The 12,553-nt window shown below is 34.5% G+C and carries 12 protein-coding genes and 3 pseudogenes; 7 read left to right on the forward strand and 8 right to left on the reverse strand.

Features of this window, described 5'->3' with window-relative positions; all coding sequences use genetic code 11:
• Positions 1–72: 72 nt before the first annotated feature.
• Complete coding sequence (gene surE / locus ACQH2Q_RS06335) at positions 73–825, forward strand: 5'/3'-nucleotidase SurE (protein ID WP_264339531.1); 753 nt, start codon at positions 73–75, stop codon at positions 823–825.
• Between the two features lie 20 nt (positions 826–845).
• Here the strand turns inward: surE and hisS are convergent, their stop codons facing one another.
• Positions 846–2,072: a histidine--tRNA ligase gene (gene hisS, locus ACQH2Q_RS06340; protein ID WP_265024086.1), complete on the reverse strand. Its 1,227-nt coding sequence runs from the start codon at positions 2,070–2,072 to the stop codon at positions 846–848.
• Complete coding sequence (locus tag ACQH2Q_RS06345; protein WP_264339602.1) at positions 2,069–2,641, reverse strand: NifU family protein; 573 nt, start codon at positions 2,639–2,641, stop codon at positions 2,069–2,071. Before ACQH2Q_RS06345 ends, hisS begins: the two co-directional genes overlap by 4 nt.
• 168 nt (positions 2,642–2,809) lie before the next feature.
• Here ACQH2Q_RS06345 and ACQH2Q_RS06350 point away from each other — a divergent pair, with 168 nt between their 5' ends.
• Positions 2,810–3,061, forward strand: coding sequence for a J domain-containing protein (locus ACQH2Q_RS06350; protein ID WP_425383468.1), 252 nt, complete (start codon positions 2,810–2,812; stop codon positions 3,059–3,061).
• A gap of 19 nt (positions 3,062–3,080) precedes the next feature.
• Here the strand turns inward: ACQH2Q_RS06350 and ACQH2Q_RS06355 are convergent, their stop codons facing one another.
• Positions 3,081–4,610 carry an N-acetylmuramoyl-L-alanine amidase gene (locus ACQH2Q_RS06355; protein WP_425383469.1) on the reverse strand — a complete coding sequence of 510 codons (1,530 nt, stop codon included), beginning with the start codon at positions 4,608–4,610 and terminating at the stop codon, positions 3,081–3,083.
• A 68-nt stretch (positions 4,611–4,678) separates the two neighbouring features.
• Between ACQH2Q_RS06355 and ACQH2Q_RS06360 the strand changes: the two genes are divergently transcribed.
• The 3 genes from ACQH2Q_RS06360 (at position 4,679) to ACQH2Q_RS06370 (ending at position 7,310) form a co-directional block, all read left to right on the forward strand.
• Positions 4,679–4,849 carry a J domain-containing protein gene (locus tag ACQH2Q_RS06360; protein WP_010082675.1) on the forward strand — a complete coding sequence of 57 codons (171 nt, stop codon included), beginning with the start codon at positions 4,679–4,681 and terminating at the stop codon, positions 4,847–4,849.
• Between the two features lie 104 nt (positions 4,850–4,953).
• Positions 4,954–6,183 (forward strand): cytochrome b, encoded by a 1,230-nt coding sequence (locus ACQH2Q_RS06365; RefSeq protein ID WP_006280242.1) that lies wholly within the window; start codon positions 4,954–4,956, stop codon positions 6,181–6,183.
• Between the two features lie 368 nt (positions 6,184–6,551).
• Complete coding sequence (locus tag ACQH2Q_RS06370; protein WP_010963022.1) at positions 6,552–7,310, forward strand: cytochrome c1; 759 nt, start codon at positions 6,552–6,554, stop codon at positions 7,308–7,310.
• Positions 7,311–7,448: 138 nt separating this feature from the next.
• On the opposite strand, the pseudogene ACQH2Q_RS06375 reads toward ACQH2Q_RS06370, so the two are convergent.
• Positions 7,449–7,547, reverse strand: a pseudogene (locus ACQH2Q_RS06375) (IS5 family transposase); the annotation flags it as partial.
• Between the two features lie 47 nt (positions 7,548–7,594).
• On the opposite strand from ACQH2Q_RS06375, the pseudogene ACQH2Q_RS06380 reads away from it, so the two are divergent.
• Both ACQH2Q_RS06380 and truA read left to right on the forward strand, forming a co-directional pair.
• Positions 7,595–7,717: pseudogene (locus ACQH2Q_RS06380) on the forward strand (IS630 transposase-related protein); the annotation flags it as partial.
• Between the two features lie 71 nt (positions 7,718–7,788).
• Entirely contained in the window at positions 7,789–8,526 is a 738-nt protein-coding gene (gene truA, locus ACQH2Q_RS06385) for a tRNA pseudouridine(38-40) synthase TruA (protein WP_264719016.1), read from the forward strand.
• Positions 8,527–8,614: 88 nt separating this feature from the next.
• Here truA and dnaN read toward each other — a convergent pair whose 3' ends face one another.
• The 4 genes and pseudogenes from dnaN to ACQH2Q_RS06405 all read right to left on the reverse strand — a co-directional run bounded on the left by dnaN (position 8,615) and on the right by ACQH2Q_RS06405 (position 12,501).
• Positions 8,615–9,772 carry a DNA polymerase III subunit beta gene (gene dnaN, locus ACQH2Q_RS06390; RefSeq protein ID WP_264719014.1) on the reverse strand — a complete coding sequence of 386 codons (1,158 nt, stop codon included), beginning with the start codon at positions 9,770–9,772 and terminating at the stop codon, positions 8,615–8,617.
• Positions 9,773–9,895: 123 nt separating this feature from the next.
• A complete protein-coding gene (locus ACQH2Q_RS06395) occupies positions 9,896–10,393 on the reverse strand; it encodes an invasion associated locus B family protein (protein WP_006279310.1) in 498 nt (165 codons plus the stop codon).
• On the reverse strand, positions 10,386–11,279 hold the full coding sequence (locus tag ACQH2Q_RS06400) for an RNA polymerase factor sigma-32 (protein WP_041582625.1): 894 nt from the start codon (positions 11,277–11,279) through the stop codon (positions 10,386–10,388). The genes ACQH2Q_RS06395 and ACQH2Q_RS06400 overlap by 8 nt, the downstream gene beginning before the upstream one ends.
• 281 nt (positions 11,280–11,560) lie before the next feature.
• Positions 11,561–12,501 (reverse strand): annotated as a pseudogene (locus ACQH2Q_RS06405) (IS5 family transposase).
• Positions 12,502–12,553 lie beyond the last annotated feature (52 nt).

The raw sequence follows: 12,553 nt of genomic DNA on the forward strand, positions 1-12,553 counted from the left end.
ACTTAAAGCCTCATGAGTTTATTTACAGCCAGTGGTTTACATAATTTGGAGCTGTATAGCTGAACATTGTATATGATAATATTAATAACAAACGATGATGGTTTTGGAAGTGAAGGAATAAAATTACTCAAAGAGGTTGCACGGAATTTTGCGTCAGAAATATGGATAGTGGCACCAGATACTGATAGAAGCGGAGCTGCAAGATCTCTTGATTATCCAGTCAAACAATCTATTGGAATAAAACAACATAGTGAAAGGGAATTTAGTGTGTCTGGTACTCCTGCAGATTGTGTCATTATTGCGCTAAATAAAGTTATGAATAAAAAACCAGACTTAATATTGTCCGGAGTAAATATTGGATCAAATGTCGGGGACGATATTTGTTATTCAGGAACAATTGGTGCTGTAATGGAAGGTGCTGCAAGGTCTATACCTTCTATTGCGCTAAGCCAAGTTTATCATGATAAAATAGACTGGCACAATACAAAGGTTTTTGCACCAAAGGTTATTGCCAAGCTAGTTAAGGTTGGTTGGCCTAAAAACATAGTGATGAGTGTAAATTTTCCTGCTACGGAAAAAGTAAAAGGAGTAGAATTTGCTGAACAAGGTGAATATAACATTGATGGGGATTTAACTTTTACTGAAAATTCGAATGGCTCTTTTAGCTTAAATTGGTCTCGAGAGCACTCAGGCAGTGGTAGTATAAATAAAATAAAAGAAGGATTTATTACTATTACACCGGTAAAATTAGATTTTACAGATTATGATACATTGAATACTATGAGAAATTCTTGTGCAGACGAATTTTCTTCTATAGCTGACTGAGAAAAACATTTGCATTGCTCCTAATAGATATTTTCTATTGTGTTATCGCGAGCAATTATTTTTTCTTCACCTGTATCCATGTTTTTAATCTTTAAAGTTTTACTACTCAATTCTTCATCGCCAAAGATTAAAGCAGCTTTAGCATTTGCTTGATTTGCTTTTTTCATTCGGGTTCTGAGCGTTCCGCTATATTCATAGATTACATATAAACCATTTCTGCGCAATTCATTTGCAAGTGTTAAAGCATGTTTTTCAGCCTCTCTACCGATTGGAATTAGGTAAATAGGTCGCTCTTCTTTCGGAGAATAATTGATTAACTCCATTATGCGCTCAATACCCCCTGCAAATCCTATTGCTGGAGTGTGTTTTCCACCTACTGAAGATACTAAATTATCGTATCTTCCACCGGCAAAAACTGCCCCTTGTGCACCTAAATCCTCTGTAACAAACTCAAACACTGTGTGGCAATAATAATCCAAACCTCGAACTAGTTTATTGTTTACGGTATAAGGTATATCAAGAATTGTTAATCCATTTAGTATTTGTTCAAAGAAATCTGAGGACTCTTTCGTATAATAATTGCTGATTTTGGGCGCATCAGAAATTATTGATTTATCTTTCTCGTCCTTGGAATCCAGTATTCTGAGTGGGTTTTTGATCAACCTATTTTTGCTATCTTCTGATAGATCATTTTGATACTTTGTAAAGTATAAGATCAAAGCTTCTCTATATTTAGTTATTGTTTCACCATCACCTAAAGAGTTGATTTCCAGCTTTACATTTTTATTGATGCCAAATTCAGTTAGTAAGTGCTGAGCGAGTGATATCAATTCAATATCAGCTTTTGGATCTTCTATGCCAAAAACCTCAAAATTTATCTGATGAAATTGCCTTTGTCTTCCCTTTTGCGGTCTTTCATAGCGAAATGCAGGTCCTGTTGAGAATAATTTTATCGGTGTTTGCAGTTTTTTTTCAATGAGTAGCCTGACAATCGCTGCAGTGAACTCAGGACGTAAAGTTATGCTCTTTCCCCCTTTATCATTGAAGCTATACATCTCTTTAGTGATGATATCTGAGCTATCACCTAAGGTTTTTGTAAAAACCTCCGTGTATTCAAATATTGGAGTTTGGGCGGGCAAAAAGCCGTATAAACTTGAGATTCTGTTTGCTGTTTGCTCTATGTATTTAAACTTGTACCATTCATCAAACAGGAGATCTTTTGTTCCTCTAACCGTTTGATTAGTCATAGTGTGGTCTCTATACCTGCAATCTCTGGTATGTGGTAGCTCAGCATATTTTGCACTCCTTGCTTTAAAGTAATTGCAGCACTTGGGCATCCAGAGCAAGCTCCTTGCAACTCAACATAAACTATTCCATCTTTATAGCCACGAAATTTGATATCGCCACCATCTTGAGCAACTGCAGGTTTGATATAACTTTCCATCAATTCTTTTATTCTATTTACAATTTCTATATCATTCTCATCGAAAAATTCTTCATCCGGTATATTATTATCATTTACTCCTTCTTTATCTAGTGCTTTTCCACCTGAAGTAAAGTGATCCATGATTGTAGTTAAAATTTCTACTTTTAATGTATCCCAATTAATTCCACCCAATTTTGTTACTGAAATAAAATCATGACCAAAAAACACTCTTACCACATGTTCTATTTGAAAAAGATTTGCTGCTAGTTTAGAATTTTTTATCTCATTTGCATTTGAAAAATCAGCCGTTTCTCCTTCGTTTAAAATTTCAAATCCAGGAAGGAATTTTAGCGTATTTGGGTTTGGTGTTTCTTCAATCTGGATGAACATGTTATTTACCATGACAATTATAATTGTTACTATTTAATCATAAAATGATAAAAAAATATACATGTCATTCATCTTTTTTCTTTTTTTAGTATTCATAGTAATTACATTTGTCTTGCCTAGCGTTGTTGTATTTTTTCTTTTCCTGACAAAAAAAATAATATGAGTTTCATGATGAACTCTATATTGAGTAAGTTTTTGAACGAATTTAATAGCAGTAGAAGTTGTACTGAAAATTACACTGGTGATAACATGTCCAAGGATGAAGCATTAAAGATACTGGGGCTGAATCCTGAGGCAAGTCAAAATGAAATCAATAAAGCATATCAAAATTTAATGAAATTAGTTCACCCAGATAAGGGAGGCTCGGAATATTTTACGCAAAAGCTAAATGCGGCACGTGATAAATTGTTAAAAAAGTGATCTTAAAAAAAGTTTTCGTTTAACGAATTTCTTCCTTTGCTTTTTCTAAATACTCCAATATTGCTTCATGTAGTGCAGTCCATGTTATCTGTTCTTCCAGGGAAGGTATAAATTCTTGTCTCCAAGCATTCTTAAACTCCTGAAACCACTGTTTTTCAAAACCCTGAAATTCTAAAGAAATATCTACTTTAAAGCTATCAATTAAACTGGAAACTTCTGCAGCTTTAGAGCTATCTATTGATTTTAAAGATAACACTCCACTCTTTAAAATCTCTAACTCTTCCAATACATTAAGCTTAAATGGTTTATAGAGTGAAGACCATATGCGATATCTTAAATAAGAATCATAGTATAACTTAATTTTGTACATTAAAGTGGTAGATGCATCAGGAGAAATGTTATTCTCATATTGTGCAAGAGAAGATAATAAATTCTCATAATCTACTTTGCTTAAACATGGTTGTAGAGTCGATTTAATTTTTTCACTAAAGGTTAGATAACTAGAAGAAATGCCATGACTATATTCACTAAAGAATTCAGGAAATATATCTGCTTGTTCTAGTTTAAGAGGTAGATCTTTTCTAATTTCTCTTGGTAAATTATGTATTGAAAACTGATAAATAACCCATACAAAATTCTCATCAAACTCATCTGAGTAATCAGCATTATTATCAGGAAAAATTACATTACCTTTCTTATCATTCCAAGGTTCTATCTTATAGAAAAATCTGTTCAGCCTTTGTTTTAATTTCAAAATACCTTCATTTCTATCACCTGCTTTATACAATGTTTTGCCCATTTTGTGTTTAGCATCTTTAGGGTTTATTCTGTCACTTATGTGCAATCCAATTTCATTTTTCTCTAATAACTCCCAATCAAACAATTTGTGTGGATCTGGTTTACGCATTGTATAGCCAAGCTCTGGATCATACACTATAGTTCCTATTTCAGAATGACTAAATATCATATCCCTTTTAATTTTAAAACGCTCCATAAGGTATAAAATCAGCTCTTTAACAGATCTCATTTGCTCTTCCGGAAAAGGCTCAAGTCCTGTGTTTACAATTTCAATACCTACAGAATAGTTGTTAAGCTTCCGTAACTCTTCAAGCTTACTATCTACCTTAACTCTTGCATAACTAATACCAGCATGCCATGCTTCTTTCTCTAATGGAACCATTAAGGTGATGCTGCCATCCCTATCGACAATAAAATGAACTGACAATCCTCTAGCATTCAGCGTATCTTTTGTACCTTTTAGTGTTGATGTTTCAGTATGGTGAACTATAACCATTAACACTTTTTTACCTGCCCTATCACCATAATTTAAAGCTGAAGCTGGATCTAAAAATAACAAATCCTGATCTTTCAATAATGGTAATTTTTCTTGTAAATCTTGAAAATCATTCTCGATATTGCTTGAACTGGATACTTGCCCAGATATGAGAAATGCTGAGACAGTAATCAGTAAAACTAATAAATATTTGTTGACTTTAGATAGTTGGATTTTCATACCATCTTCATAAACACTTTGTAGATAATTTTTCATTATATAGTTAGAATAGGGTTGTTGAATAAATTTACAAGACAAAATCATACTAGTCTGGTAGTAGTAACATGTTCAGAGATGGAGCATTTAAAGTGCTAGGAATAGATTCTGGAGCGAACCAAAATGAAATCAATAAAGCATATCAAAATTTAATGAAATTAGTTCACCCAGATAAAGGAGGCTCGGAATATTTTGCACAAAAATTAAACGCAGCACGTGACAGGTTGCTGAAGAGGTAATTAATATTGCTTTAAAGTTTTTATTTGTGCGTAAAGGATAAGTTGCTACAATAAAAAAATAAGATAAAAGTAGCAATGGACATGTGTTCAGAAAGGTTTAAGTTATGCAGGAAGATAACAAAAAAGAAACAATAAAAGAAGAAAAAGGCATATTAGGATGGATAGAATATAGATTGCCTATATTTTCTTTTCTAAGACACACTGCTTCTTACCAAGTGCCAAAAAACTTAAATTATGCTTGGAACTTTGGCTCTTTGGCTGGTATAGCGCTGATTTTACAAATAATAACAGGTATATTTCTTGCTATGCACTACACTCCGCATGTTGATTATGCGTTTAATAGTGTAGAGCGCATAATGCGAGATGTGAATTACGGGTGGTTAATACGCTACACTCACGCTGTTGGAGCATCGCTCTTCTTTATGGTAGTCTATGTTCATATAATGCGTGGATTATATTACGGATCTTATAAAAGACCGAGAGAGATGGTGTGGTTTATTGGAATATTTATATTTTTTGCAATGATGGCAACTGCCTTTATGGGATATGTATTGCCTTGGGGACAAATGAGTTTCTGGGGTGCAACAGTTATAACCAACTTATTTTCTGCTATACCTTTAATTGGCAATAAAATAGTTATATGGTTATGGGGTGGTTTTTCAGTGGATAACCCAACACTTAACCGTTTTTTCGCTCTGCATTATCTTCTGCCTTTTGTTATTATTGCTTTAGCTATGCTTCATGTGATAGCTCTGCATAGGTTTGGCTCTGGTAACCCAAGTGGAGTGGAGGTAAAATCAGATAAGGATACCATCCCTCTCTATCCTTATTATATAGTCAAGGATTGCATAACTTTTGGTCTATTTTTTGTAGTTTTGTTCGCATTTGTTTTCTATGCTCCCAATTATCTTGGGCATCCAGACAATTATATAGAAGCTGATTCTATGGTCACTCCGGTACATATAGTGCCAGAGTGGTATTTTTTACCTTTTTATGCAATGCTACGTTCAATTCCAGATAAACTTACTGGTGTGCTTACCATGTTTGCGTCTATTTTAGTGTGGTTTTTGTTACCTTGGCTTGATAAATCAAAAGTTAAAAGTGGTGCTTATCGCCCGGTGTTTAAGAAATTTTTTTGGGTTTTTGCAATAAATTTTGTACTTCTTGCCTGGCTTGGAGGACAAGAGGTAAAAGAGCCTTACATCACTATGAGTAGGCTATCTACTCTTTATTACTTTGCATACTTTGTGATAGTTTTACCACTGCTTAGTAAGTATGAAAAGCCAAAAGAACCACCAAAAACCTTAAGTGATTCTGTGCCGGAGATGAGGTGATGTCAATTCAAAGCAGATCTCTTACAAAATTCTCTGTCATCCCAGAGCTCTCTTCTGTCATCCCAGAGCCCTCTTTTGTCATCCCAGTGCTTGACACTGGGATCCAGAAAAAAAATAAATGGATTCCAGCATCATGTACACAATTGTATGAACGTTGTATACAACACACAGTGTCATTCCACTATCTTCCGTTGTCATCCCAGTGCTTGACACTGGGATCCAGGTATAAAAATACTTACAAATCATGCAATGGACAACAGATTCTAGGAGTGCATGATAACCATAATGTCAGTGATGAAATAAGCTGGATTCCAGTGTCAGCTACTTGCATGACATCAATTAGAAATTTACTAAAACAGTGGTTATGCATGGGATCTAATGTATTTGCAATCTTCTGCATGTTATTTCTATCTAGTCTTATATCTGCAGAAGAATTTAAATCATCACCAAATAAGAAAATAGACTGGAAATTTGATGGAATTGTCGGATCTTTCGATAGAGAGTCAATTCAGCGTGGCTATAAAGTGTATAAAGAAGTCTGTGCTGCTTGTCATTCAATGAATAGGGTAGCATTTCGTAATTTGCAAGATGTCGGTTTTTCTGAAGAAGATGTAAAACAAATAGCAGCTTCTTATCAAGTTAAAGATGGTCCGAATGATTTGGGTGAAATGTTTGACAGACCTGGAGTACCTTCGGATTATTTTATTGCGCCTTTTGATACAAAAGAAGCAGCTGCAGCAAGCAACAATGGTGCAGTCCCACCAGACTTATCATTAATTATTAAAGCAAGGCATGATGGTGCAAATTATGTCTATTCATTGTTAACAGGCTATCAAAACGGCGAACACGATGAAAATGATTTATATTTTAATTCGTATTTTCCAACAGGCAGATTAGCTATGGCGCCACCACTTTCTGAAGGAATGGTGGAATATGATGGTGCAAGGCAAGCCACAGTTGAAAATATGGCGTACGATGTGATAAATTTTTTACAATGGGCAGCAGAGCCAGAATTAGAGCGCCGGCATAAACTTGGATTAAAAGTAGTGGCGTATTTTATAATTTTAACAGTGTTTTTTGTATTAACTAACAACAAAGTTTGGAGCAAGCTCTATAAAAAGAAGTGATAGTCAATTTTGCCTCAAGCACAATGGTTGTCATCCAAGTAGCTAACACTGGTTCCTTTATGACGGTGTCATCCGAGTAGCTGACACTGGGATGGCTTTGTCGCATCGTACCTTATACGGTAATAATTTACGATAAATTCATGTAGCCATTTCGAATTTAGCCATACCAATGTCAGTAAATTTATTAAGCAAACAGCACTTAATGAGCAGTTCTTTTTCACGATTTATAGCTCTTTTCATAGAAGTCCGGATGTGATAAGGATAGATAATGATAAGGAGGTTGAATGCCAGCAGCATATAGTTATGATTTAAGAAAAAAAGCAATGGAGGCGCTAGACGAAGGAGAAAGCAGAGAAGCAGTGGCAGCAAGATTTAAGATTGGACGAACTACTTTATGGGAGTGGCAGCACTGTAGGCTTGACCATAAATTATGTTAAGATAGAAAATGACTATTTTAGATAGAGCTTGATGTAATGCAGTGCGATACAAAATAACGGTAGAATATAATGGTAGTAATTTCTCTGGTTGGCAAAAACAGCAACACTCTGCTAACTCAATCCAGGAGAAGATAGAAAATGCTATATTTAATTTTAGTGGTGAGAAAATTGCCTTGTACTGTGGTGGCAGGACTGATGCAGGGGTTCATGCTTTAGGACAAGTTGCTCATTTTGATATGGAAAAGGAATTTGAGCTTTATAGAATAAGAAATGCAATAAATTATCATTTAAAATCAATTCCTATAGTCGTGCTCAATGTAGAAGTTGTAGATGATGCGTTTCACGCACGGTTTTCAGCAAAAAAAAGATATTACGAATACAGAATAGTTAATCGCTATGCTCCTGCCGCTCTGGAGACAGGTTATGTATGGCAAGTGTTTAGTCCACTTGATGTAAATATTATGCGTGAAGCTGCTAAACATCTACTTGGAAAACATGACCTTTCAAGTTTCCGTTCAAAAGATTGTCACGCCGCAAATCCGATAAGAACAATTGATGATATCGATATAGTACAAAACGGGAATCATATACACATCAAAATATCTGCTATTTCCTTTTTACATAACCAAGTGAGGATTATTGCGGGTACTTTAGTTGAATTTGGAAAAAATAGAACCAATCCGCAAGAAATGCTACATATATTAAGCCAATGCAAAAGAAGTGCTGCTGGGGTTACCGCGCCGCCTTTTGGCTTGTATTTGGTAAAGATAGATTACTAATTTAATAAAAAGTAACGTTCTTAGTGAAATAAGTGCCATACCGCCGCAGTATCTCCAGATCTCGCTAACAAGCAGCGAGATGACGAGTTTAAGTTCTCATTGGCATCACTACATATAATACACTTGAATCATCTTCATCAGTGATAATTGTAGCACTATTACCATCGGCTAAGCTAAACTTACATTTATTTTTTATGCAAGATAGAACATCAAGCAAATAACGCGAGTTGAACCCTATTTCTATAGGGGCTTCATTGTAGTCCACTTCTATGGATTCAGTTGCATCACTGCACTCTTGGGAGTTTGAATGCAGAGTTAGCAGCTTTTCTTGTAGTGAGAATTTAATAGATTTTACTTTATCAGATACAACAACGGAAACTCGATCTATAACATCTGAAAGTTTTTTACTTTCAATAATCATATGCTTATCTTGAGATGCTGGAATAACTGCTTTATAATTTGGAAAAGTTCCATCTATTAATTTTGATATTAGAATATATTCACCGCATGTAAACTTGATTTTTCTGTCTGAGAGTTTTACATTAATTTCATTACAATCGTCCAATATTTTTAACAGCTCCATAACAGTTTTACGTGGAATGATCACACCAAATTCGCCATTGATGTTCCCAGGCTTTGGCCTCTTTATACATGATAAACGATGGCCATCAGTTGCAACGCAGTACAGAAACTGCTCATCTGTATGTAGATATATTCCATTTAAATTATACCTTGTATCATCTAGTGATACAGCAAATTTTGTTTTAGTTAATAAGTCTATCAGGTCCGTATTTAGTAGAATAAAATCATGTTTATAATTGTCTTCTTCAAGAGCAGGAAAGCTGCTTGAAACTACATTCGGTAAAGAAAAGTTTGCATTTCCGCAAGACATCAATAATTTTCCTTGGTTGTTTACTTCAAAATTGACATCCAAATCAGCGGGTAACTTCTTCACTATGTCATGTAAAGTATGCGCTGAAATTTTTACTTCTCCTTCTGTTAATACGGTTGCAGCAAGTGAGGCAAACATTGAAATGTCAAGATCAGTTGCCATTAATTTTATGCTGCCGTGTTGTGCTTTGATATTTATACACGCCAAAACATCTATTGCATTACGCCTTTCAACCACTCCACTTACTCTGGATAATGTATTTAAAAGACTTGTGCGGCTCACGCTAAAACGCATCTGCTCGCACACAGAATTTTGCTTTTTGATTTCTGTATCTACACCTGCAACCTCTGACATTGCTAACTCTCAAAAATATATTTTAAATGATATCCACATCCCATATAAAGTAAAGTGCTATTTATATTTCCATTGAAAGAGTAGTCTAGTTTATACTATAGCTGGGTATTCTGTTACAATAATTTACTTTGTATGGCATAAATCATGCATTTTTTGATACGCTTTTTGAAAACCAAGTAGGGAATAAGTATCATCAATGGTCACTGTTTTTGTTTTTCCATTAACTACCATTGATAATCCCTGCTTCATTTTTAGAATGAGATCTTGATCTATTTTTGTATGCTCTGCCCACGCAAAACTTCCCTGTATTATGGGCAGTGTATATTTAATTTTTTTGTCGATATTGAGAGCTACAGGCTCCTTATCATACTGAAAACCAGAGGTAACGCTTACCTCATCTGCTTTTTTATCAACATAACTAACCATTACATACGGCTTGCGATTGGTTGTATAATATTCGCTTTTTTTTTTAGGATAGGATACAATATAACATACTTTCTCTCCATCTTCCAATGCAGTATACACGAGCCAATCTTTATATTTTTCCTTCAATTGTACATCACTAACCGATGCAAAAGCGCCTATCGAAAAAAATATTAGAAATATAAAAAAACTACGCATGCAAACAAAATTTCAAACTTTCAGATTGTATATATTGTTTTACCTTAGCCATCGCCTGCTCAGCCAACTGCCTTATTCTTTCTCTTGAAACACAATATTTTTTACTAAGTTCATCCAGAGTTTGAATGTTTTCAGACAAATATCTACTGATAAAAATGTCTCTTGCCCTTTCGTTGAGGCTCGCTAGTGCATTGTTTAAAATTGCTTCTTTTAATTCTTTTTCTTCATGATTCTGATAGGTTACTTCTTGACTAACCAAGTTACATGGGATCATATCTTGTAGCTCCCTTTTAGAGTCATCACCTATTTTTATGCAATCGTTTAGCGACTGATCCTTACAAGCCATACGGTAATTCATCTGCAGAACGTCTCCTTCGGATACAGAAAGCTCATTAGATATTGCTTTTATTTCTTCATTATTTAAGGTTTCCCTGTTTGTATACTGTAAAATTCTTTTTTTTATTTTACGTAAACTAAAAAACAATCTTCTTTGTGCTTGCGTTGTGCCTATTTTCACAAACGACCAAGATTTCAATATAAAGTCTTTTATTGAAGCTTCAATCCACCACACCGCATAAGTTGAAAAACGAAACCCTAAATCAGGATTAAACTTTTTCACTGCATGCATTAAACCCATATTTCCTTCCATGACCAGGTCCATCAACAATAGTCCATAATTTTTGAATTTCATTGCAATTTTCACTACCAAATTCAAATGGCTGGTAATCAATTTATGAGCAGAAGAAACATCCTTATATTGGTTCCAATTTTTTGCTAATCGTACCTCTTCCTCTTGAGACAGCATAGGAAATTTTTGCACCCTAGCAATATATTGCATGAGATTGGTTCTGCTATCGACACATAAGTTTGCCATTGAGGTCAACATAACAACTTAAATTAAAACTTCATGCATATAATATATTGATTTTCCAGCAAAAATTCAAGCTTTGATTTGAAAAAAGTACAAATTTTCCATCTAATTTCTTGGAGACAGTAGGCCGCAGTGTTAGCTAATTGGATAACATTATGTAACTTTAGATGATATTCTACCAGTACAATGGTAAACGTTATAGCTTAAACACATAGCAAATAGTGTTATTCCAGTGCCTTGACACTGGAATGGCTTTGTTGCATCGCTCTTCGGATAGTAGGTAACGCACAATAAATTTATGAAGCTATCTCAAATTTAGCCATACCAATATCAGTGAACTTATTGAGCAAATAGCATTTAACAAGTAGTTCCTTCTCTCTATTTGTCTCAGATTTATTCCTAAAACTAAACCCGAATGTTTGTTTCAGTCGCGAGAAAAAACTTTCTATATAAGATCTTTTTCCGTAGTTTGTTTGCCTTTTCCACCTCTTCATTCCATCTTCGCTGCATGATTTTATTAGTCTAATTGCAGCATTTCTCTCAGCCATATAGTCTAACTTTGGATGCTCTGCTGCGTTGTTTTTCGGAGGAATTTTCGTTTTTATACCATATTGATTACACAGCTTATAGAGCTTTTCTCTGTCATATGCCCTATCTGCATATAGTACTTTTATGACATACTGAAAATCGACTTCTTTTAGCAAATCACAAGCTCCATAGTGATCAGCCGTTACTGTATTTTACAGCTATGGCTTTTTTGCTGTTTGTATTCAACATTACATGCAATTTTCTTGTCTGTTCATAGCTGCGATACTTTCTATCTTCGCTATTTTCTTTGCTATGACCAGGAGTGTTGTTGTATATACTAATTCCTGTACTGTCTATAGCAATTTCGATATCTTCCATATTATTTTCTGCAATCATTGATCTTAATATTGAGTTTCTTAAACCTTCTTGATGATTGTGAATAGCTGATAACTTGCAAATTTTTCCCAATTTGCTCAAGGTATCCTGCTATAAACCCAACTGTTTGCCTCAGGCCTATTCTAAATAAACAAGTTATTATGTGCACCAAAATTACAACTTTATCGCTATAAATATTGTTGCCACCTGGTATTTTTGGACCATTCTCGTACCACTTTTCTATGGCTTCGTTGATATAATGAAAAATATTTCCTCTTTTTTCCAGAAATTTGTTATATTCGCTATGGTTACTGACCCTCATTTTTTGTGGCATATTTTTTCTTTCAAGGTTAAATGGCTATTTTATAATGAATTTTGTCAGTAGC

This window comes from Wolbachia endosymbiont (group A) of Melieria omissa, assembly GCF_964031125.1.
Taxonomy (GTDB): domain Bacteria; phylum Pseudomonadota; class Alphaproteobacteria; order Rickettsiales; family Anaplasmataceae; genus Wolbachia; species Wolbachia pipientis.

Coding starts and splice junctions, on each gene's coding strand:
- surE (WP_264339531.1), top strand. CDS start 73: ATGATAATATTAATAACAAACGATGATGGTTTTGGAAGTGAAGGAATA.
- hisS (WP_265024086.1), bottom strand. CDS start 2,072: ATGACTAATCAAACGGTTAGAGGAACAAAAGATCTCCTGTTTGATGAA.
- ACQH2Q_RS06345 (WP_264339602.1), bottom strand. CDS start 2,641: ATGTTCATCCAGATTGAAGAAACACCAAACCCAAATACGCTAAAATTC.
- ACQH2Q_RS06350 (WP_425383468.1), top strand. CDS start 2,810: ATGATGAACTCTATATTGAGTAAGTTTTTGAACGAATTTAATAGCAGT.
- ACQH2Q_RS06355 (WP_425383469.1), bottom strand. CDS start 4,610: ATGAAAAATTATCTACAAAGTGTTTATGAAGATGGTATGAAAATCCAA.
- ACQH2Q_RS06360 (WP_010082675.1), top strand. CDS start 4,679: ATGTTCAGAGATGGAGCATTTAAAGTGCTAGGAATAGATTCTGGAGCG.
- ACQH2Q_RS06365 (WP_006280242.1), top strand. CDS start 4,954: ATGCAGGAAGATAACAAAAAAGAAACAATAAAAGAAGAAAAAGGCATA.
- ACQH2Q_RS06370 (WP_010963022.1), top strand. CDS start 6,552: ATGGGATCTAATGTATTTGCAATCTTCTGCATGTTATTTCTATCTAGT.
- dnaN (WP_264719014.1), bottom strand. CDS start 9,772: ATGTCAGAGGTTGCAGGTGTAGATACAGAAATCAAAAAGCAAAATTCT.
- ACQH2Q_RS06395 (WP_006279310.1), bottom strand. CDS start 10,393: ATGCGTAGTTTTTTTATATTTCTAATATTTTTTTCGATAGGCGCTTTT.
- ACQH2Q_RS06400 (WP_041582625.1), bottom strand. CDS start 11,279: ATGTTGACCTCAATGGCAAACTTATGTGTCGATAGCAGAACCAATCTC.